The following is a 22,543-nucleotide window of genomic DNA, read 5'->3' as shown; positions in this document are numbered from 1 at the left end:
GTTTTCTTGAACTTTTTTGCATTGTGTTCATTGTAGAGTACAATAACTAGACTACAGGTTGAATAACCGCCGATACACATGAGACACCACGCTCAAACGACTGGTCGGAAAACAATAATGGTTGGTGGGTGGCGAAAACCACGAAAAACATAGCTGGGCTAACTAATGTAAGCCAAAATCAGAGACTAAACTTTTTATTTCTAAAATGTACTGTGGGGCACACAGAAACAAGAGAAGCAATTCTCGAAAGCTTGGGGAGACAAACCCTCGCGAGGCTATCTAAATTAAGCTCGATATTTGGTTCTTTTGAACGGATACCAGGTTTAAACACTGCCGCAAGGATAGATAGTTTTAAGGTATGTCGCAGAACCAAGAATCCCCTCGCCTTCAGGCAGGGGAGTGTCAACTAGCTAAAATGGTGCATGAGGCTGGCGGTGCGTTACACGGCGTTAACGCACCCTACGAATTAATCCAATTAGCTTTGGGCTACAGGTTCCTTAGCCAAAAACTTCTCTAATTCTGTCAAAGCATCCGCATCAACCTTAGTCTGCATCGGACAGAACTTAGGCCCGCACATCGAACAGAATTCAGCAGTTTTGTAGATATCAGCCGGCAAAGTTTCGTCGTGATATTCCTTTGCCCGTTCTGGATCTAATGACAGCTCAAATTGACGGTTCCAATCGAAATTGTAACGCGCTTTCGAGAGTTCATCATCGCGATCGCGCGCACCCGGACGGCCCCGTGCAATATCTGCAGCGTGAGCCGCGATTTTGTAAGCAATCAGCCCGTTTCGGACATCCTCAGCATTCGGCAATCCTAAGTGTTCCTTCGGCGTCACGTAACACAGCATTGCAGTACCGTACCAACCAGCCATCGCCGCCCCAATTGCTGAGGTAATGTGGTCGTATCCAGGCGCAATATCTGTCACCAACGGCCCCAAAACATAGAAGGGTGCTTCCGAACATTCCTCCATTTGTTTCTTGACATTAAACTCAATTTGATCCATCGGCACGTGGCCGGGGCCTTCCACCATTACCTGCACGTCATGTTCCCAAGCTTTGCGAGTTAATTGTCCCAAAGTTTTGAGTTCAGCTAATTGAGCATCATCCGACGCATCGTGAGTGCAACCGGGGCGTAGAGAATCTCCCAAACTAAACGAAACATCGTATTTTTTGAAGATTTCAATGATGTCGTTAAAGTGAGTGTAGAGAGGATTTTGTTTGTGGTGATGCAGCATCCACCGCGCCAAAATGCCGCCACCACGAGAGACAATCCCAGTCAACCGATTTTTCACCAACGGCAAATGCTCGATCAAAATTCCGGCGTGAATTGTTTGGTAATCCACACCTTGTTGAGCGTGTTTCTCAATGATGTGAAGAAAGTCATTTGGGGTCAGACTTTCCATATTACCATGAACGCTTTCTAAAGCTTGGTAAATTGGTACAGTACCGATCGGCACTGGTGAAGCTTTGATAATCGTGGTGCGAATTTCATCCAAATTCCCGCCGCCGGTGGACAAGTCCATCACGGTATCAGCGCCGTATTTCACTGCTAATTTAAGCTTGTCAACTTCTTCTTCCATATTGGAAGAGTTGGGAGATGCACCGATATTAGCATTGACTTTGCATTTAGACGCAATGCCGATCGCCATCGGTTCCAAATTCGGGTGATTGATATTAGCGGGAATAATCATCCGTCCCCGCGCTACTTCCGCGCGGATAAGTTCGGGCGGGAGATTCTCTCGCTTAGCAACAAAGTGCATTTCCTCAGTAATTACACCTTGACGGGCGTAGTGCATTTGAGATACATTGCTCTGGCCCTGACGCTTAGCGATCCATTCGGTACGCATATTTAATTTCCTTGATAAACAGCTTCCCTCCGCTGGTATTACCCAGACTCAGGTTCTAAGGGTGTTTTCTCAGCCCGGATATTCGGGCACCCCTAGCTAAGCTGTTGATTGTATCACCGATTTCTGTACCAGATCAAAGCAATTAAGGAAATCTTAATATAAACAATGGGGTGAGGAGATCGAAAGTGCGAGATCCCTTTTGGGGTTTCTGATATTTCTGCTGTTTAAAAAGTACACGCCAGCGAAGCTATCCCGAAGGGAATCGCACCCCATTTAACAACCTAAAAATAATCACACCTCATCAGGATTAATCCCCATTTCGCGCAATTTTGCTGCTAGGCGAATCGTGTTATATTTTGCGCGAATCTCTGATTTTTTCCCCTTGCTGTCGTCGCTAATTAGTCTAAAAGCTACTTAAAACCTTTATAATTTTCAATATTTTTTCTCGGATTTCAGAAATTTGAGGTAGTAATTCTTGGGAGTCTTCTGGAGAGTTAGCAAGTTTTTTAGAGAGTTGAGCGTTGTATTTTCTAATTTTAGAGTTGAGAAGTTTCAGAGGCTGAATATATTTTTTTGTATTAAAATATAGTTTTACCAATTTAATTGAATTCACTTCTTGCGTTTCAGCAATAAGATTAACTAGAGATTCTAGTTTAATGAGATTTAATACTAATAAGGGAGAATCGACTTTCTCTTGAATTCTTGTTGTATTTGTGTTCAATATCTTAAGGTTCTCCCAGCACTCTAGTAAAAGAGAGTTTGCTAAAATCTTATCTCTTTTTATTGAGTCGGATTTTTCTTTTCCCCGGGCAATCACTACACCTAGAAGAAAAGTAAATATTGATAAAACTTGTTTAAACGCTCCGGTTAGTTCATACTCAGGCAGCGCAAGACGAGTCAATATAAACGGAGATATTAACACTATTAATGAAGGTAATATTATCGGTTTTTTATTAAAAAAATCGCTCGATTTTGATAAATAATTATTATACTGTTTGCTAAATCCAATGGATAATCCTGTATGAATAAACCATAAAACAGCTATGCTTGTACCCAAGATAGCAGGCGAATAATTAGGAGTTGTTTCAGGCATACTTTTTCCTTCTCATTTGCTGAATCTACGCTTGAACCGGGGGTCAATACGGTCTTTTTTTCGTCTATTGCAATCGAAGCAAAGCGTTTGCAGATTGCTGATGTCATTTGAGCCTCCAAGAGCTAAGGGAATGATGTGATCGATCGTAAGATTAGTCTCTTGGTCTGTTCTGCAGCAGCTTTTGCAGCAATTTTCATCGCGCTCAAAAACAAGTTTTCTCACCTTTGGTGGAATTAAAATTCGCGGAGTTTTTCTCGTCAAAGACATTTTTGGTAGAGATTATAAAATCAGACACTTCCAGGCTGGTTATGTGGGGGCATATTGCCAATACGCCCCTGTACAAATGCTTATGGCTTAGGCAGTTTTTTAAGGGCTTTAGGAACACGAGCCTCTGCATCAGCCATCACCTGCTCCATATTTTCCAGGATCTCCCCCTTATAATTTTCCAAAACCTTAGTAGACAAAGAAATCCGACCCTTATCATCATTCAGTGTAACAATCATTACCTTGATTAGCTGAGCTTCCTCAAATAGATCCGGGAGAGATTTAACAAAGGCGTCGCTAACGTTCTTTATGTGGAGCAACCCAACTGTACCATTCAAATCGACGACTACGACATCTGGCGTGACTTTAGTAACTCTCCCCTCCACAAGTTCACCCCTCTCTAATTTTTTGGAACTTTCGGATTGAGCAGCCTGGTAATTAGGTCGCGCTAGCTGATTGGCACTCGCTTCAGGTTCGGGGCTGTCATCTGACTCTACAGGATTTATCTCACTATAACTTTGTGTAGCACTCGAATCATTTTCTGAGTCGAAACTGGAAGCCGATTCTGGTGGGATGTTATTTGAATCAACAGAATTTGTGTTAGTGAGAATTGATGTTACGCTCGAATTATCTTCCGGTATTATACCCAGCTTGTAGTCGTCTAATTTCATAGCCTCTAAGCAGCTATTGATACCTTCAACAGCTTGGTTATAGTCGGAAATCTTTAGCTCCACTTCTCTCAACTTCTGGTTACGCTCGTCGATTTTAGCTTGAGCCTCTTTTTCTATCGCTTGCCGTTTGTTGGCGCGAGCGCGAGCGGATTGCTGCCAAATCAATTGCCGTTTATTTTCAGCCATCGACAACAGATATTTATTCAGCATTTTGATAATTCTTGAACCAAAATTTACTTCTATTGTTTGTTTGAATTTAGCTTGAAAATCAATCTCTAGCAGTTGACGTATAGGTTCTTCTGCTTCTACCATGCGTTTGACATCTCGACTGTTAGATGCTTCTTGCAAAGTTTCCCGGAATTGATAGAGCCAAACGCTATCTTCGTAATCATAAAGATCTGGGCTTTCGATGATATAAAAGACACATTCTGCACTCGCCAATACCTTTACTCCCTCGATAATTTTTATTTGTATATCCTGTATATCTTGGACAATTCCACAATCATCACCTAACAATAAATTACCAAGCTGACGGTGGTATTTTTGCTTACGGACTCGCTTAATCAAGCGTTGGAAAAAGCTAACAATCAAAATTTCTGATTCCTTAACCAGAACATCCTCTAATCCATTGGCAATGTCATAAAAGGCTTGTCCCAAAATGGCTACCAATGGTGCTGTGACATGACGATGATTGCGGCAGGTATTGGCGAAGGCATCTAATATAGAAAAGTTTTTTATCAACTCGGTGAGATTTTCCTGCATATTCTGGCGAAGGTTGTTAAAATCATGCTGAAAATCTTCGCAACTATCCATCACCAATAGTTTAATTTCTTCTTCTATTTGTCGGTAAAATGCTTCGCCCACCTCCCATACTTCTTTCTCGATCTGTACCAAATCTCGTTCTGTCATTTCTGCAATATTTGCAGGTTTCTTTTTCCACTGACGGCGCTCTTCTAAGTAAAATTCACGCAAGTCGTTACAGAGTTCACTAATATCGCTAGCTAGGTTGGCAAATAGTTCGGGTCGCTTTTCTTCGGTTAGATAGCGGGTGATAGCATTACTAAATTCCTGAATACCGCTATCCTGAATTAACTGCTCGATTATACTGGTTTTATAACGATTAATAATCTCCAAATATTGCTCATTTTTAGTTTGAGTTTTACGCCGTACAATATCAGTAAATTTATCAACTGGTAGTTTATCGGAATCACAATAATCAAGGAACTCCAACACAAATGAAGGGGTTCCTTCAACCCCATCTGAGCCTTTACTGGTTTCGGCTTTAAATATAGTATCTAGTCCCCAGCGATCATCGCTTTCACTTATATTTTTGAGTTGACTAGCCCAGAAACCCAGCAATGCGCTAGTTTCATAAATTCCCCTTCGTGTATTACTGAAATCTTCACTAATCAGATCGTCCAGTTCTTGTTTCAGTTTGGGGTCACGCCAAGTTTTGTCGATGCGGTTAAAGACGTAAAAGACGCGATCGCCAATTCCTGAGTTTTCCCGTATTGCTTCTGTTAGTTTCTGTTCTGCTTGCATTGCCTCCCCTTCTTGATCAGCCTTCATCACACAGATGACAGCAGAGGTGTTCGTATCTTCAACCTTGCGATAGGTTAATTCTGCATCTCTTCGCACTGGGGCATCAATCCCTGGCAAGTCAACTAGGACGTTACCATCCTCTAACAGGGGATAATGGCAGTAGTATTTAATGCGCTTGAGAACAGCACTGTTTTTGCCACGACGAGCATAATCATGTGCCTTCTTGTTGGAAAGATTTAACTCTTCCATCCCATAGGTTTTATTGTTCGATGAGTCGATATATTCGCGGTTCTCCTCAAATCCCTTAAGTAATGCCAGCAGTCCATCTGCTTCGCCTTCCTTCTCGGTTTTGCCAGATCCCTTATGCTCTTGAGTGATTTTTTCACATTGTTCCCTTAACTTTTTAATTGCCCCCTCTTGAGTAATGTCAACTGACTGTAGTTTCAGAGTCTTGCACCTGTCATTTACCTCTTCCTGCACTTCTGAGGTGCTAAGAAAGGTAAGATCAACTCGTTCTTCCTCGGACGACTTGGCATACTCTATGTAGCATTCGATGCCAGTAGCATGACCTGTACTGCTGTAAAGCAAATCTTGCCCTAGCAAAGCATTGATCAGCATCGACTTACCAGCACTGTACGTCCCCGCAAAGACAATCTCGAATCTGGGAGCAATTGCCTTATTACGGCAAGCCTTAATTGCGGCAATATCGTGCTGCCCTTTCAAAGATGGTTCCTTTTCCACCAGCCGCAACAGACGATTTACATCGGCTTCTAAATTTTCACATTGATGTGGTTTTTGGGTCATGTGGAAAAAGCACTCTAATTTTCAGACAATTATCAGAAGAGCCGGACTCCATTAGCAACTCAGGCCCCCCTGGCCTATCTAACCACCAGTTAGTCTCGCCAGGTCAACCGTACTAATCGCGATCGCGCTCACCTTATTTGCCCCTAAGTCAGTATAGCGGAATTTAAGTCTCTTTTTCACCCGATTAAATTTTGTCTGTATCCTGTTTTAATTCGGATACAACTGCGCCGCGATCGCGCCAAGCTTCCGCATTCTCAGGCTTAATGGCGATCGCTCGATCGTAAGCTGCCATTACTTATTGATACTAACCCAATATAAAATCAACGCTCACTTCTAAATCGGGAAAAGCCAGCGGCGCAACTTGTTGACCGCGCCAAAACTTGAGCATTAAACTATAACCGTTCGGGCCGGGCTGACGGTAAACTTCCAAACAATTTTCAACTAAATCTACCAGCCAAACTTCCTGAATGAGCGATCGCGCGTAAATCGATACTTTCACATCTCTATCATAATCAACCGTACTATCTGAAACCTCAACTAACAGCAAAACTTCAGACGGTATTGGATGGGCTGTGGCGTAGTAATCAGCGCGAGGTTGCAGCAATACAACATCCGGTTGAGGTTCAGTGCGCTCCGTCAACTGGATAGGGTCTTGGGCACCTATAATCGCACGTCTTCTCTCCAAATCCGAGAACACAGCGATCAGACGCTTAACAGAACTTGCGTGACGAGTACCAATTGCAGCCATTTTAACAATCTCTCCTTCTATGAGTTCTACCCGATCGCCCTCCGAGAGAATACCAACCTCAGTCATTAAATGATATTCTTTTACTGTAAATAACCGTTTTTGAAGCTGAACAGACATATAACTATTCTCCTTGTTTGCAGCTTACCTAAATTTACCATAAAAAAAAACCGCCCCAAACGCAGCGGAAAAAAAACGAAAAATTTAGATGACAATCCTTAGACAAAAAGCATTTAAATGCCCGCTATCAAGTCTCGTTAAATACTCGTCAACAACGGGAGGGATGCACCTATAAATTTTGAACAACCGGATTGGGACTGAATTTAATAGTCGTGGACGCATAAATACCAAAGAAACCGGGTTTTTACCAGTTTTAAAGGTCGGGATGCAGTATTTTCGCAAAAAACCCGGTTTCTGACCACCCGTGCATCCAGGACTATTTAAGTCTCTTTTTCACCCGATTCATTTCCGTGTGTATCCTGTTTTAATTCCGATACAATTGCGCCTCGATCGCGCCAAGCTTCCGCATTGTCAGGTTTGATGGCAATAGCTCGATCGTAAGCTGCCATTGCTTCCTCATAGCGCTTTAATGCTGACAAAGCTGTGCCCAAGTGATGCCAAGCATCGTAGGAGTCTGGCTTAATAGCAATCGCTTTCTCATAAGCTGCGATCGCTTCTTCAGGGCGCTGCAATTTTGCTAAAGATTCCCCTTTGGCAAACCAAGCTTCGTAACACTCGGAATTAAGGGTAATTGCGGAGTCGTAAGAGGCAATTGCTGCTTCGTGCTGCGACAGTTTGTCGAAAGCTACGCCTCGGTTGTGCCACACTTCAAAATCCTGCGGTTTAAGGGCGATTGCTTTGTCGTAGGATTCGATCGATTCTTGATATCGTTGCAATTTTCCGAGCACAGCCGCTCTATTGTACCAAACTTCGTATTTGTCTGGCCGGATGCCGATCGCCCGATCGTAAGAATCAATAGCATCGCTGTAGCGGAGTAGTCTCCACAGCATATTGCCTCGATTGTACCAAGTTTCGTATCTGTTGGGATTGAGTTCAAGAGCGCGATCGTAAGAATCAACTGCGGCTGCGTACTGCTGTACTTTGGCCAGCATCGCGCCTCGGTTGTGCCAAATTTCGCTGTCGGTTGCTTTGATAGCCAGGGCGCGATCGTAACTGGCGATCGCTTCTTCGTAATGCTGCAATTGACCCAACAAAGCCCCTATGCTGTGCCAACAAGCGTATTTTCTGGATTCGCTCAAACTTGCTCGCTCGTAACAGGCGATCGCCTCTTCGTACTTCTGCAATTTTGCTAGCAAATGCGCTTTATTATACCATGCTTCGTAGTTATCCGGTTTAATAGATATTGATTGGTCGTAACAGGCGAGTGCTTCTTCCGGGCGCTGCAATTTTATTAACACATTTCCGCGCCAATACCAAGCCTCATGCAAAAATTTATTCGCTAAAACAGCTTTTTCCAAACAGACTAATGCTTCATCATAATTGCCTTGAAAATAAAGCCCTTCGGCTTGCTTGATATAATCGTCAGCAATCAAATTTTCATTGCTAGCCGGCGCTGTTTGCGAATTTTGGGAATTGTTTAAAGCCGGTTGATGTGCGACTTTGAGAGCTTCTTTGGCAACAACTGCGGGAACTTGGGCAATTTCTTGAACAATTTGAGATTTTTTATCGTCAACTTCTCTCAGCAAAACTTGCAGGTGCATAATAAATTGAGATTTGAGAGTCTCAATTTGCTCCACGGAAGATTTGGAAAGTTCAGTTTCTCTAGTTAAAAAATCAAGGGATTGTTTAGCTGCACCCATTTGCGCGGCTAATTCATCCCTCAACTTTTGATTCAATTGGCTAGAATTTATGAGTTCTGATTCCAATACACCAATACCCTGCAATCGTTTATTGGCATCAGCCACCAACTGTTTGATTATCAGCCGTCGCATCATCCAAAAAAATGCAATTGTCACCGGTGGAAATACAGTACCAAGAATTAGTAAAATATTGAGGAGAGTTATGGTACTATTAAAACTATATCCAGATTCAGCACTGCCACTAGACGGGGAGATAAAAGCGAAAACCTCCCGAACTTGAGGATTGCTTTCAGCCCCGGTTTCGATTAATTTAGCTAGCCAGGTTTCTTGTAAAGATTTTGTTAGTTCATCGTCGGATGCAGCCGGAGGATTCGCCTTGGTTTTTGCACTAGCAGATACATCCGGTTGAGCGGCAGCTACGAGCAAACCTGTCGGCGATTTTACAGCAATTCGCGGGGAAAATTGTTCGTGAGCGATCGTCTCAGGCTCGCTAATTGACTCAGCCCGACGGGATACAGTAATATTTGGGGAAAATTGTTCGTGGGCGATCGTCTCGGGCTCGCTAATTGACTCAGCCGGACGCGATTCAGTATTATTTACCGCATCAACAAAGTTGCTAGCCTGCGGTGTCTCAGGAGAAATAGGATGTGCAGCAGGATTGGCGCTAGTATTAGCAGTTAAATTGTGGGATGCGAGGGCAGCCAGAGTCAAGAGAGCTAGATTAGAGACGCGCATAAACGTCAACTCATTTACATTTAGGAGAAATTGGTGCTTGGTTGTCAGCGATCGGGCGATCGACCTCATACTCTCAGCAGTTAGAATAGCTGACTAGAGGAATGCTGACTTACTATCTCCAAAATACGCGCGCAGCCTGACTTTTCAGGAAAAGTGCCAATAATTCTGGCTGTGGAACTTTTGTCCAAAAATATATTCTCGCGCCTAATCCGGTTGAAAAACTCTCGGAATCATCATTAGGCTGGTAGGGCGGGCTTCACCAATCTGCACAATTAGCCAAAGATCCGGGTGAACCCGCCCCAAACGATGCGATTTTTAAATCTAAACCTTAGCTAAAATCGCTTCCGGCTGCTGACTTTGTGCCGCCACTTCCTCTAAATCAGCACCGTAAATTTCACAGCTATTATTCGGACTTTCAATCAGTTTAATCTTGTGCAACTCGGCGCCCAATTCCCGAACGGGCGATCGCAATAATTGCCCGATCCGAACAGCTATATTCTCCGCAGTAGGCACAACCTTCTCAAAATAAGCAATATCCTTATTTAAAAAAGTGTGATCGAACGGTTCAACAACATAATCATCAACGGCTTTTTGCAAAGCTCCCAAATCAGCAATCATGCCAGTCCGCGCATCCATTTCCCCTTTAACAGTCACCTCTAAATGATAATTGTGACCGTGACCGTTGGGACGAGCACATTTGCCGTAAATTTCCGAGTTTTCTTCAAAGCTCAAATCGGGACGAGCCAACCGATGAGCCGCGCTAAAATGAGTGGACAAAGTTAGATAAGCTTCCATTCCGTTTCCTAAATATTCAGCCCAAAGTTCGGGATGTTCAAACAATTGAATTTTGGTCACAGGCAAATGAGGGGCTAGGCGCAGCCAAATTTGCCGTGCTATGTTTTCGGTAGTTGGCAGAGTCTGCTCAAATTCCGGCCACGCTTCGTTGAGAAAGGAAAAATCGAGATCCTTGATAACTTCCCGCTTGATGACGTGCTTGACATCAGACAGGTTGAGCACCATGCCGTACTCGTCGAGTTCGCCTATCATGGAAACGTAAAGAACGTAATTGTGTCCGTGTCCCGGTGCGCGGGCAGTTGGGCCAAACCGCTCAAAGTTCTCGGCTTCGCTTAACTCCGGCAGCCAGTACCGGTGACTCGCCGAAAACTGTGCCCGACGATTGATGATGCACTGCATAAAAGTCAAGTAGGGTAAGCTTGTTAAGTTCTGTAAAGGACTCGCTTCTTAAGGATAAACTAATTTTTGCTGGAATTTTTCGATTATTTGAGGGTGCTGTAAATGAATTTCTACCAATTTTCCCAATATTGGCAACAAGTCGGCGATCGATCGAGCCACAGATCCCATTTTACGCCACAACACAGATATCCGGCAGAAAATACCGCTACAAAACAGTTTCTCGCCATCTGTTACTAACCCATCAGTTACGAGTCTTTGAGAAAGTACGCGCGTGCGTATCTATCCCCTTGGCGAAGCGTTCCCGAAGGGTAGGGAATAGACCTTTTTTGCCACACAGGACACTCCACAGTTCGAGTTTTTCCCCTAAGCTCTGCAATAGTTAGCAGTTTGCGGTTCAGTTGCGCTAAAAACTAATCACCATTTACCCATTACCAAATATTAATGAATTCGATTACTGCACGAGCCGATCGCTTTTTTGAACATTTCTGGGGTGCGATGACAACCCCGCTATTCTATATCGGGGACACTCATCTGTCCATCAGTGCGATCGTCAAACTCATAATCTTAGCTATATTTGCCTTGATTATAGCTAAGATTATCAGTGAAGGAATCAAGCGCAGTTTGCTAGTTCGGATGGGATTGGATCGTGGCAGTCGAGAAGCAATTTCCACCATCATTAGCTATATTTTAGCAACTCTTGGCTGTATATTTGTCCTGCAAAGTGCCGGCCTCAACCTCACGTCTCTCACCGTTTTAGCTGGGGTTGTCGGCATTGGTTTCGGCTTCGGCTTGCAAAATCTAGCCAGCAACTTTATCAGCGGTCTCACCCTGCTATTTGAACACCAAATTAGAGTCGGAGACTTTATTGAAATAGACAATTTATTAGGAACAGTCGAAACAATTTCGATCCGTTCCACAATTATTAAAACAATTGACGGACTATTTGTGATCGTACCAAATATTAAGTTTGTCGAAACTAACATTATTAACTGGAGTTACAGAGACCCCAGATGTCGCCTCCACATCCCCGTCGGCGTTGCTTACGGATCTGACCCAGTAATAGTTACGGAAGCACTATTAATTGCGGCGCGGATGGAATCGAATGTCTTGTCCCATCCTTCTCCTAAAGTATGGTTTCGCGGTTTTGGAGATAACGCTTTAAATTTTGAACTTTTAGTTTGGATTGACCAGCCACAGGAAAGCGATGCTATTAAAAGTGCAGTAAATTTTTTAATAGATTACGAGTTTCGCCACCGAAATATCGAAATCCCTTTTCCACAGCGGGATTTGTGGCTGCGAAATCCGCAAGAGTTAACTCATTTTTTTCACAATAACAAAGACGAGAATTCCAACGGCAAAGTTTTTCCGCAGAATACCAAACATTCAGCAGATTTAAAATCTAATTCCACCCTTTCTGAACCTAAAAATCCCGTACCTAAATCCCCTAATAATTGGACGCTGCGAGATTTATTGCGGCGAGTAACTTATTTTGAACAGTGTACGGATTTAGAACTGCGGCAGTTAATTGAATATGGCTACCGACAACTGTTTCCAGCGGGACAGGTGGTATGTAAAGAAAATGACCCAGGCGATTCTTTTTATATTATTCTTTCGGGTACTGTAGAAGTTCTTTCTCAAAAAGCCGATCAGTATATTGCTACGCTTCATGAGGGCGAGTTTTTTGGGGAAATATCTTTGCTGTTGGGTACTCCGAGAACGGCGACTGTTAAAACTAGCGAAGATGCAATTTTGTTTGTGGTGGAACGTCACGATTTGCAAAAACTTTTAAGAGAACAACCCAATTTAGCCGATCAGATTGCTCAAAAATTGTCGGAACGCCAGCAAGCTTTGAGAGACTTGGGATTGTTGGATGGCGACTCTCTGGGACAAACTCCTTTTATTAAAATTCGCAAGCGCATTCAAGTTCTTTTTGGAATTTGAAAGAGGGAAGTTCGGCAACGAGCAATGTACGGGATGTAAAGGATAGAAGGAAGAAGGAAGAGGGAAGTTCGGCAACGGATTTTGTAACGGATGTAACGGATGTAAAGGATAGAAGGAAGAAGGAAGAGGGAAGAGGGAACAATCTGCTTTTATTAAACTTTAATTTTTAATTCCTCCTGCGCTTCCCGCCGCAGTCTAGCGGCAATTCTAAACAGTTCTTGACCGGTGTGCAAGTGGCGATCGTCATAATTGAGGGTAAATAAATACAATTCTTCTATGCCGTCTCCGACTTGATTGATAGAGTAGTAGAGATGAGCGGCAACTCCGGCTACATTAGATGGATTAGGCATTGATGTAAGAAAGTTATGAGCTTTTTTGAGGAACTCGCGGCTGGTTTCGATATAAAGTTGAAACTTTTCTATCAGTTCGTCATCAAATGGATCTGCGGACAATTCGTCTATTTCTTTTTTAAGCGGCTTCAAGATACTGTTGAGCATTCTATTGACGGGTTTGTATACTTTAATCAGCCACTGTTCCATTAGTTCATCCGCGTCCCTTGCTGTTTGTGTTTGCTGGCGGCTGACGTTTGGTGCGGCTGGTGATTGCTGTTCGGTTTGCTCGGAAAATTGGCGATCGTAAGATTGTCTGTGCTGGGGGTCTCCTAATATTTCATAGGCTGCATTGAGGCGGACAATCTCTTCGTGACCCGCTGTGTCGCTGCGACTGTCTGGATGAAATAATTTGACTAAACGGCGGTATGCTTGTTTAATCTCGGCTTGTGTTGCGCTTGGGCTAATCTTTAGGGTTTTGTAGTGATTGATAACGGAAGACACGCTGTTATTTCCTTGAAATCTGGATAATCTGTGAAAAAGTGCTTGACAAAAATATCATTTTTTGCTAAGTTTTTAAGTATTTATCTGATATAAATGTCAAAGATTGTCAGTAAAAAAACTCAGTTTTCAACTTATCATAAATCTATTTTAGAAAAACATTGAGGCTTTGGAAGTGGTAAGCCGATCGACCTTGGGAACTCATATAGCGCTGCTCCCGCCAACAGTTAGCTCCTTCTTTTCTTTTCTCTTCCTTCGCCACAAAAGCGGTCAGCGCCCGCTTCGCTAACACGCCGAAAGCGGTTCAAAAAAAAGCGCCTTCAGAAAATCGGCATCATATCAAATCCGGTAGCATCGTCCTGTATTCATCTCTGTATTCTCTCCCTCTGCGTTCTCTGCGCCCTCTGCGGTTAAATCATTCCGATGCAACCGGAAACGATATCGATCGCGATCGAGAAAGCTACAATCTATCGCCATTCTTTCATCTACTAAAAAGCCAAGCAGAGCGTACAGTCTACGCCCTGCCCTGTGTTTCTGCGACTTGGGCCGGAGGCTAGCCTAGTTGAGGGCCATCGCCAGATTGAGTTCTGGATCTTGGAACAAGGGAGTGCTCAGATAGCGTTCGCCGAAGCTAGGCTGAATCATCACAATCAATTTCCCTGCATTTTCGGGACGCTTGCCGACTTTCACCGCCGCACATAGTGCCGCACCGCTGGAAATACCCGACAAAAGTCCTTCTTCTCTGGCTAAGCGACGGCCGTAGGCGATCGCCTCGTCATCCGTAACAACTATAATTTCGTCGATCGAATCCACATTCAGCACCGGCGGTACAAAACCAGCACCGATACCTTGAATTTTGTGAGGCCCAGGCTTTCCGCCGGAAAGTACCTGACTGTTAGCCGGCTCAACTGCGATCGCCTTAAACTCGGGTTTCCGGGACTTAATCACCTCCGAGATACCCGTAATCGTACCGCCAGTCCCAACCCCAGAAATCAGGAAATCCACTTCGCCGTCTGTATCTTCCCAAATTTCCTCAGCCGTTGTCGAACGGTGAACCTGCGGGTTTGCTGGATTCCGAAACTGCTGCAACATATAGGCATTGGGAGTTTTGTCCACAATCTCTTGAGCGCGGCGGATGCAGCCACTCATGCCCTCAATTCCGGGAGTCAGTTCTAGTTGGGCCCCGTAAGCTCGCAGCATCGATCGGCGTTCCGTGCTCATCGTATCCGGCATGGTCAAAATCAACTGGTAGCCCTTAGCCGCTGCCACCATTGCCAGAGCAATTCCGGTATTGCCAGAAGTCGGTTCCACTAAAACCGTTTTTCCCGGAGCAATCAGCCCTTCGGCCTCGGCTTGATTGACCATATTCACACCGATCCGGTCTTTCACCGATGCTGCCGGGTTCATGCCTTCGAGTTTTACCACAATCCGAGCCAAGCAGCCTTCGGCTTGGGGAATGCGGTTGAGTTGCACCAAGGGCGTCCGCCCTACCAATTCTGTAATGTCGCCAGCAATACGCATAATCTTTGTCAGTTTGTGGTTGAAAGTAAATGTTAATTCCTAGTTGGCAATATTAACTAGATGTAATACATGATATCGAGCTGCCGTCTGCCATTGCGCTTTTCGCACAGATCCTGTAGCGTATATTTTTGCAAAACTGAGTTGGCAATCGATCGAGCTTCTTGCCAAACTTCCCAAATCACCGCACTTTCTACAGTTTGAGCGGGCGAGTCTTTTTCAGAGCGATCGAACTCTGAGCCTTCGAGACAGTTGATAATTTCTAGGAGTGTAATTTTCCACGGTTCCCTCGCCAATATATAACCTCCCTTAGCTCCTCGCTGGCTACGAATCAGCCCGCAGCGTCTCATGGTAGCCAGCAACTGCTCTAAATATCGATCGGGAATATTTTGCTGAGCCGCTATCTGGCGAATTTGCAGAGGCTCGCCTTCATCGTAGCAATCGGCAAGCTCCAGCAAAGCTAAGATTGCGTATTCGCTTTTACAGGAGAGTTCTACCATAATTGCTTCCAATACCAGAATTATCAACTCCGAAGTCAGATGTTAAAATTCTCCTCAATGTTGAGTTCCCAATTCTAACTTCTAACTTTACCTTTTATTATACCCCGGTTTTCCACTGAACTTAATCGACTTTCATCACTTCATCCTTGGAACGATCGGCAATCTGAAACCAACAAATCCAGTTTCTCGTTTCGGCTCCCTCCGCTTCCACCCATGTCTTACCTCAAGAAATTGGTTGTCTGCCTCCATGACTGATAATTTTTAATTTTTAATATATTCTTGACGCCCCCTTCGTCCCGCAAACAAAAAAGCCCTGCGCTCGGCAGGGCTAAACTTGGCCTTTAGAGTAGCCAGCAGAGAGGGTATAACCTCCCTGCCTCTTCTAACCCGCTCTTAGAACGTGAAAGTAGTTCTCAGAGTACCAATGATGATGTCATCATTACGGTCATCTTGATTAGGATTTGTCACCCAAATCACGCCCGGAGTAACAGAAATGTTGTCCGAGAGCTGAAACTTGTAGAACCCTTCAACGTGATAGGAATCATCGTTGCGGAAGCTCCGCAAACTGCTTGCAGCTTCAAGTTTATCCAAGTAAGGCTCACGACCTACCACGAACCCTAGCAAGTTGCCTTCTTTCCCTAAATCAGGCAAAGCCAAGGTAACAGCGTAGTTCCAGATTCTCGCATCGCCGATGCCGAGAATGCGGGCATTGGTTAAACCAGCCCAGCCACCAAGGATAAATCTCGGGCTCAGTCGCAACGAAGCCTGAGCACCGTAGGAGTTGCTGACAACTTTGCGAGCATTGAAGCCCTCAAAGCCTTCGCTCAAACCGTTGAGAGAATTAGCCACGCCGGTACCGGTGAAACCGCCGGAGACGCTGGACCCGAAACCGTTGTCAAACCCGAAGTTACCTCGGTTAAAGTAACCGTGGTTATAGTTGAAAGCAACTTGCAAGTTGCGTCCGGGGGTAAAAGTCAACTGCCCCATCGCGGCGTAGTCGCCGTTCAACAAGCCCGCGCCCTTGCTAGGACTGGCTGCATTTGACGCCAAATAGCCGAAGGACAGAGAAGTCGGGCCGAACACGCCGCCCAGCAAGCCCCTGCCGCCGAAGGCGTAGTCAAAGCCGATACCTGCACCGCCACCTAAGCGATAAATCGGGTTCCGCTGTCCAAAGGCGCTCAATGACCCGTTGCCACCGTCAAAGTCTTCAAAGTAAGGGTTGACAGTCGGGATAAAGTCGTCCCAAACGACATTGTTGGCTGCAAGGGTAACGTTCAGTCGCTGACCGACGGGGAACTTGTACAGCAAGGTGTCGAGGGCAACAACGTTGTCGGTTCTGCCGACTACATTCCAAGTTTGAGTGCCTTCGCTGGTAGCCCCAAGATTGAAGTTACGACCGTTGCCAACTTGAAGCCTGGTCAGGAGTAAGTCTCTGCCGGTGAAGCTCGTATTTAAATTCAGACGCACCCGTTGTTGGAAGACAGCTTGGTTGTTGTCGCTACCGAGGGTTCTGTTGTCTCTGCCAAAAACGCTAATGTCGCCACCAAAGTCGTCGCTGAGGGCAAAAATTGCTTCCCCAGTCAGCTTGGTAGTAGTTGAGAATTGGTTGGCTTCGAGTTCAGATGTCCGAGCTTCTAGAGCATCGACGCGACCGCGCAGGGTTGCCAGTTCCGCTGCAAATTCTTCTTGGAGCCGTTGGAGGGCTGCCAAGTCATCTCTCGTCGCGAAGTTGCCCGTGCCTCCTCTAATTAGTTCGCTCACCTTATCCAAGCAAGCATTCAAACCGGCGGCAAATTCGTAGCGGGTCATGGCCCGGTTGCCGCGGAATGTGCCGTCGGGATACCCGGCAATACAGCCGTAGCGCTCGACTAGGGATTGCAGTGCTTGGAATGCCCAGTCTGTGGGCCGCACGTCTGAAAGTTGGGAAACAGAGGTAACTTGACCTTGAGTTTCGCCACCGGCAGCACCTTCGCTGCTGTACTGGTTGAGCTGTTCTAATGTGGCGGCTGGGTTTTGCTCTTGTGGTGCGGCAGTTTGGGCTAAAGATTCAGCCGGTTGTGGCAAACTTTGTTGGGCCGACTCTGCCACTGCCGGGGCTGGAGTTTCTAATTGAACTGCACCGATTTGCTCTGGGAGAGCGGTAGCTGCCGGGGCTGGAATTTCTAGTTGGGCTGCCGGGGCAGAATTTTCTACTGGTTGAGCGACTGTTGGCTCAACTGCGGCTAAAGATTCACTTGTAGGTTGTGATGCTGCTTGGGGTTCTACCTCAGCAGGGGCTGTGTTGGCTCCGACGATCGCACTTTCAGTTGCAGGCGTGGCCAAATCTGCCATCGCTGCCTGGGTTTCGCTGCCAGCGGCTTGGGAAATTTCTTCTACTGGCTCGGAGGCTGCAGTTGTTTCGGAAACAGCAGCTAAAGCATTTACTTTCGCTTCGGAGGTTTCAGCGGTTTCAGCTTTGGCGACAGCGGGATTGAGCGCATCAGCAGCCTGCTGAGCGTCTGCTGCCATCGCGCTCGAAGAAACTACTAGGGTAGCTCCTAAGACTGCTGGGCTGATTAGTAAGTAACTCCACAAAAATTTCGACATATTCACTCTCATCCTCACACCGATTACAGAGAAACTTTTCTAGTCTTCTATGTGGTCAGTCGTTGCTCAACTAGCATACTCTAAAAAAAGACCTAAAATTCACTTTTTCTTTTGATTCTTTCGGGCTGACCGAGTATATAGATGTGACTGACGGCTGCAGAGAGCCTGTTTTTTAACCTGTACTCAAAGGCGTCAAAACCATGCCAGGATTGGGCTGTGGCTTGATTTGACGGATGACACTAGACAGCACCCGATCGCCTATTTACTTTTTAGCACAGCACGCCCGACTCGTCTAGGCTGATTCGACTTTAACATCCAAGCTGTGTCCGAGAACGCTAAAGACTTGGCGGTTATCGAACAGTTCTAACAAATCCCCGTTTATTTTATTGTGAGCTGCTTCTTGCCGCAAAATTTTCATCGCTGCCTCTGTTCGCAGAGCTCGCTTGTAGGGGCGATCGCCTGCTGTCAGGGCGTCGTAGATATCGGCGATCGTCATCAATTGCGCTTGAATTGGAATTTCTGACTTGTTTAAACCTCGCGGATAGCCTGTGCCGTCGAGTTTTTCGTGATGTCCGTAGGCAATGTCTGGAACATTCTTTAAATCCTTTGTCCAAGGAATTTGTTTGAGAAACTCGTAAGTGTGAGTTACATGAGATTCTATTTCCGATCGTTCTTCCGGCGTCAGGTTGCCCCTTGATACCATCAATTGCACGATCTCGTCTGGGTTCAGCAGGGGTTTCCTTGCCCCATCTATATCTCTATAAGTTTGTTGAGCAATCTCTCGCAGTGGAGCTAGGGGTTCTGCTGCCAAAATGTGAGGCTCGTTTGCCTCTAGCAGCACTTCCCAGTATTCTGCTAATCTGGTTTTCGCCTCTGCTAGCTTAGTGTCTAGCTGTTCGATTTCCTGGCATTGAGCGCACTCTGGCTCCTGGAGCGGGTGTTTTCGGTAGGCTGAATGCTCCAGCAAGTATTTATATTTAGACTGGACGCATTCCATTTCCATCGTCTGCAGAGCTAAGCCAAAGCGGTGGCGAATGATTTCTAGCTGTGCGGGGTAGAGCTTTTTCTGTTTGGTCAAAACTGCTTCGGGCACTCCAATTTTGCCAAAATCGTGCAGCAAGGCGGCGTAGCGAATTTCTTGAATTTGGCGGTTATTAAAGTAAATAGAGCGCAGTCGTCCGCTGCTGACGGTGTTTACTTCTTCTGACAGGCGTACTGTGAGGGCTGCTACTCGTTCTGAATGGCCGTAGGTACAGGGGTCTCTGGCTTCTATGACTTGCACCGAGGCTTTGACGAAGCCCTCGAACAAATTTTCTATGCTGTCTTGGAGTTGATTGCGCTCGATCGAGATTGCTGCTTGAGAAGCGAGCGATCGAACTATCCTTTCTTCCCACTCCGAATACTGCTGCGTCGCTTCCCAGGCATTGTCTGCTGTCAGCACCGTATCTGGCTTTGTTTTGCGGTTGATCAGTTGCAGTACACCTATTGTCTCCCCCTGTCGGTTTTGCATCGGCAGTACCATTACCGAGCAAGTGCGGTAATCAATATCCCTGTCAAAACTGCTATCTAGCCGATAGGGTACGCCGGGGGGTAAGTCGTAGGCATCAGATAGGTTCAAACTTTGACCGGTAATTGCCACGTATCCCGCCAAACTTTTGTCTGTCAGTGGCAGGGCAAACTCTTTAAACGACAGGCTCGGTTTAGAAGCATTTTGGGCTACCTTGAACAGCAGCTTAGATGTATCGTCGCTGTGATCTACTAAGTAAACGCTGCCAGCATCGCTGTAGGTAATTTCCCTACTTTTGGATAAAATTAAGTTTAACAAGTCGCCCAAATCTTGGGCGCTCGACAGAGCAGCGCCAATATCTAAAAGCTTTTCTATCAGATCGGTTTTTTCGGCTGCAGCAGACTCGTTCTTGAACTCTGGCTTTTCAAATACGATCATGGTCGGATGATGGGGAATAGCCTGTTATACATTGAACGTTGGGCCTCTCGACTTTTTCACACCCGATTTTAACCCCAAGTCGATTTTTTATTTGCGAGCTTTTCTCTAGCGGGGACTCTTGTTGGGTCAACTGGCACTCTTTTAATCTAGCGCAGAAATCTCTTGGGCTAGCGCAAAGTCTTTCTCAGTTAAGCCTCCGGCATCGTGGGTTGTTAAGTTAACTGTAACTTTGTTGTAGGAGATTTCTATGTCGGGGTGATGTCCTGCGGCTTCTGAGGGGGCGACCAACTTATTTACAAAGGCGATCGCTTCGATAAAATCTTTAAATAAACGCGTACAACGCAGTTGTTTGCCTTCAATTGTCCAGCCTGACAATTGACTGGCGCGCTCTTGAATTTCAGTATTGTTAAGTAGGTCAGCCATAATTTTGTTCTTTGGGATTAGCAATGGCAGATTAACTGCCCACGTGTAGAAACCTTGACCAAAAACTATCCGCTCTCACCAATAGTGTTGAGCCTCAAGTTTTAATACTCAAGATTTAACACTATTTGAGGTGAGAGCGGTCTAGCGGGTCTTCAGATTAGAACCTGACTGCCGGGAGAATCCCTAGCTCAGCCTGGTTCCCCGTGGAAGTCGTTTCCCGTTGGAGACGACGGCTGACTGCTAGTGAGCGGCCCCGGCGCACAGCCGGTAGTTTCCAATCTGATGACCCATGCGTTTACTACTTTCTATCATGGGCATCACCTCCAGGTTTTACTAAATGGTTTATATTTGAACGCACCTCATCCTAATCTGAGATTAAGTATGAGGATTTGTGTGCTACCGATTGGCAGCATTACCAGAAGAACCTGCGTTCTGAGTGTCATTCCGGTATGCACATTTACTAGAATAACACAAGGAATCTGAAATGGGGGGATACAAAGTAAGATTTTTGCAAGATGAAGGCAAATTGCTGCTGCAAGGTTTTCGATCAATCTCTACAGCCAGCGGATTGCAGATCTTGGATTCAAGAGCTGGGCTGTGGGACGATCGGGTGTAAAGCGGGTTTAAATGTGCGATCGGTTTAGATGAAACAAAAAGCTCCCGCCGATAGATCGGCAGGAGCTTTTTAAGCATTAAGGGTAAAGCCTAAACTGCTTTATCTTACCCTTTTAAAATGCTGGAAATTTGGATATTTCGCGCTGATTAAAGTGCGTTACCGCGAGGCAGAACTTCTTCAGGGAAGATGAAGTTTTCGTGGGGTTGGTCTGTCGGAGCCATCCAAGCACGAATGCCTTCGTTAAGCAGAATGTTCTTAGTGTAGAACGTTTCAAACTCAGGATCTTCAGCAGCGCGTAATTCTTGTGATACGAAGTCATAGGCGCGCAGGTTTAATGCTAAACCGACAATGCCAATGGAGCTCATCCACAAGCCTGTGACAGGTACGAACAGCATGAAGAAGTGCAACCAGCGTTTGTTGGAGAAGGCAATTCCGAAGATTTGCGACCAAAAGCGGTTAGCTGTCACCATCGAGTAGGTTTCTTCTGACTGAGTTGGGTTGAAGGCGCGGAAGGTGTTTGAGCCTTCGCCGTCTTCAAACAAGGTGTTTTCTACGGTTGCACCGTGGATGGCGCACAACAGCGCACCGCCCAAGATGCCTGCAACGCCCATCATGTGGAAGGGGTTGAGCGTCCAGTTGTGGAAGCCTTGCAGGAATAGCAAAAAGCGGAAAATTGCTGCGACCCCGAAACTGGGGGCGAAGAACCAGCCTGATTGACCCAAGGGGTAAAGCAGGAACACCGAAACAAACACGGCGATGGGGCCGGTGAATGCTAGGGCGTTGTAGGGACGGATGCCGACTAAACGGGCGATTTCAATCTGACGCAGGCAAAAGCCGATCAGTGCGAAGGCGCCGTGGAGGGCGACAAATGTCCACAGTCCACCGAGTTGGAACCAGCGGGTGAAGTCCCACTGTGCTTCGGGACCCCACAGGAACAGCAGGGAGTGTCCGAGGCTGTTGGCTGGGGTGGAGACTGCTACGGTGAGGAAGTTGGCTCCTTCGAGGTAGGAGCTTGCCAAACCGTGGGTGTACCAGGATGTGACGAAGGTGGTGCCTGTTAGCCAGCCACCGATGGCTAGGTAGGCGCAGGGGAATAGCAGGATGCCAGACCAGCCTACGAAGACGAAGCGATCGCGTTTGAGCCAGTCGTCGAGGACATCAAATATGCCTCTTTCGGTCTGGGCGCGTCCGACTGCGATTGTCATTTACGCAAATCTCCAAATGGATATAATTACAACGGACGTTGTTCTAGTCACAACTTCCCACCTCATAGCTCTGCTGTAGCATAAAATGAGTGGAGTGTGAATATAATTTACGTTTCTTTACCGCTGATGATGATTATAAAGGGAAATCTTTACAATAGCAAGAGCGAATTTTAAGTTTTGAGTAAGTTGGTAGTTCTGACGGGCAAGGCAATAGATCAACTGGGTTTCGGAGCGATCGGGCGATCGCTCAAAGCAGGAAAAT

At 45.8% G+C, this 22,543-nt stretch carries 16 protein-coding genes and 1 riboswitch; of the genes, 2 read left to right on the top strand and 14 right to left on the bottom strand.

The window, feature by feature from the left end:
* Positions 1-475: 475 nt before the first annotated feature.
* The 7 genes from thiC to QT984_RS16420 form a co-directional block, all read right to left on the bottom strand.
* Positions 476-1,849 carry a phosphomethylpyrimidine synthase ThiC gene (gene thiC, locus QT984_RS16450; RefSeq protein ID WP_333160705.1) on the bottom strand — a complete coding sequence of 458 codons (1,374 nt, stop codon included), beginning with the start codon at positions 1,847-1,849 and terminating at the stop codon, positions 476-478.
* Between the two features lie 7 nt (positions 1,850-1,856).
* Positions 1,857-1,953: riboswitch (TPP riboswitch) on the bottom strand.
* Positions 1,954-2,252: 299 nt separating this feature from the next.
* On the bottom strand, positions 2,253-2,942 hold the full coding sequence (locus tag QT984_RS16445) for a hypothetical protein (protein ID WP_333374455.1): 690 nt from the start codon (positions 2,940-2,942) through the stop codon (positions 2,253-2,255).
* Positions 2,943-2,954: 12 nt separating this feature from the next.
* Positions 2,955-3,209 (bottom strand): HNH endonuclease, encoded by a 255-nt coding sequence (locus QT984_RS16440; RefSeq protein WP_333374453.1) that lies wholly within the window; start codon positions 3,207-3,209, stop codon positions 2,955-2,957.
* Between the two features lie 80 nt (positions 3,210-3,289).
* A complete protein-coding gene (locus QT984_RS16435; protein ID WP_333374451.1) occupies positions 3,290-6,160 on the bottom strand; it encodes a dynamin family protein in 2,871 nt (956 codons plus the stop codon).
* A 367-nt stretch (positions 6,161-6,527) separates the two neighbouring features.
* Positions 6,528-7,088, bottom strand: a complete 561-nt coding sequence (locus tag QT984_RS16430; protein WP_333374449.1) for a Uma2 family endonuclease — start codon at positions 7,086-7,088, stop codon at positions 6,528-6,530.
* Positions 7,089-7,408: 320 nt separating this feature from the next.
* Positions 7,409-9,592: a tetratricopeptide repeat protein gene (locus QT984_RS16425; protein ID WP_333374447.1), complete on the bottom strand. Its 2,184-nt coding sequence runs from the start codon at positions 9,590-9,592 to the stop codon at positions 7,409-7,411.
* Between the two features lie 252 nt (positions 9,593-9,844).
* Positions 9,845-10,717 carry a 6-carboxytetrahydropterin synthase gene (locus tag QT984_RS16420; protein ID WP_333055196.1) on the bottom strand — a complete coding sequence of 291 codons (873 nt, stop codon included), beginning with the start codon at positions 10,715-10,717 and terminating at the stop codon, positions 9,845-9,847.
* A 102-nt stretch (positions 10,718-10,819) separates the two neighbouring features.
* On the opposite strand from QT984_RS16420, the gene QT984_RS16415 reads away from it, so the two are divergent.
* A complete protein-coding gene (locus QT984_RS16415) occupies positions 10,820-10,954 on the top strand; it encodes a hypothetical protein (RefSeq protein WP_333211587.1) in 135 nt (44 codons plus the stop codon).
* A gap of 204 nt (positions 10,955-11,158) precedes the next feature.
* Positions 11,159-12,658 (top strand): cyclic nucleotide-binding domain-containing protein, encoded by a 1,500-nt coding sequence (locus QT984_RS16410; protein ID WP_333055199.1) that lies wholly within the window; start codon positions 11,159-11,161, stop codon positions 12,656-12,658.
* Between the two features lie 152 nt (positions 12,659-12,810).
* Here QT984_RS16410 and QT984_RS16405 read toward each other — a convergent pair whose 3' ends face one another.
* From QT984_RS16405 to psbD, 7 genes are all read right to left on the bottom strand, one after another.
* Positions 12,811-13,491: a J domain-containing protein gene (locus QT984_RS16405; protein ID WP_333055200.1), complete on the bottom strand. Its 681-nt coding sequence runs from the start codon at positions 13,489-13,491 to the stop codon at positions 12,811-12,813.
* 555 nt (positions 13,492-14,046) lie between these two features.
* Positions 14,047-15,009 carry a cysteine synthase A gene (cysK, locus tag QT984_RS16400; RefSeq protein ID WP_333055201.1) on the bottom strand — a complete coding sequence of 321 codons (963 nt, stop codon included), beginning with the start codon at positions 15,007-15,009 and terminating at the stop codon, positions 14,047-14,049.
* A gap of 56 nt (positions 15,010-15,065) precedes the next feature.
* The gene (locus QT984_RS16395) at positions 15,066-15,506 is read right to left on the bottom strand and encodes an RrF2 family transcriptional regulator (protein WP_015176708.1); all 441 of its coding nucleotides are present in this window, start codon (positions 15,504-15,506) and stop codon (positions 15,066-15,068) included.
* A gap of 393 nt (positions 15,507-15,899) precedes the next feature.
* Positions 15,900-18,092 carry an iron uptake porin gene (locus QT984_RS16390; protein WP_333233252.1) on the bottom strand — a complete coding sequence of 731 codons (2,193 nt, stop codon included), beginning with the start codon at positions 18,090-18,092 and terminating at the stop codon, positions 15,900-15,902.
* Positions 18,093-18,384: 292 nt separating this feature from the next.
* A complete protein-coding gene (locus tag QT984_RS16385; protein WP_333374441.1) occupies positions 18,385-20,037 on the bottom strand; it encodes an HD domain-containing phosphohydrolase in 1,653 nt (550 codons plus the stop codon).
* Positions 20,038-20,178: 141 nt separating this feature from the next.
* Entirely contained in the window at positions 20,179-20,460 is a 282-nt protein-coding gene (locus QT984_RS16380; RefSeq protein ID WP_333374439.1) for a 4a-hydroxytetrahydrobiopterin dehydratase, read from the bottom strand.
* 762 nt (positions 20,461-21,222) lie between these two features.
* The gene (gene psbD, locus QT984_RS16375) at positions 21,223-22,281 is read right to left on the bottom strand and encodes a photosystem II D2 protein (photosystem q(a) protein) (protein ID WP_333055206.1); all 1,059 of its coding nucleotides are present in this window, start codon (positions 22,279-22,281) and stop codon (positions 21,223-21,225) included.
* Between the last annotated feature and the right edge of the window lie 262 nt (positions 22,282-22,543).

The organism is Microcoleus sp. Z1_B2, assembly GCF_036700325.1.
In the GTDB taxonomy this organism is placed as follows: domain Bacteria; phylum Cyanobacteriota; class Cyanobacteriia; order Cyanobacteriales; family Microcoleaceae; genus Microcoleus.
This window is presented reverse-complemented; position numbering and strand designations above follow the sequence as displayed.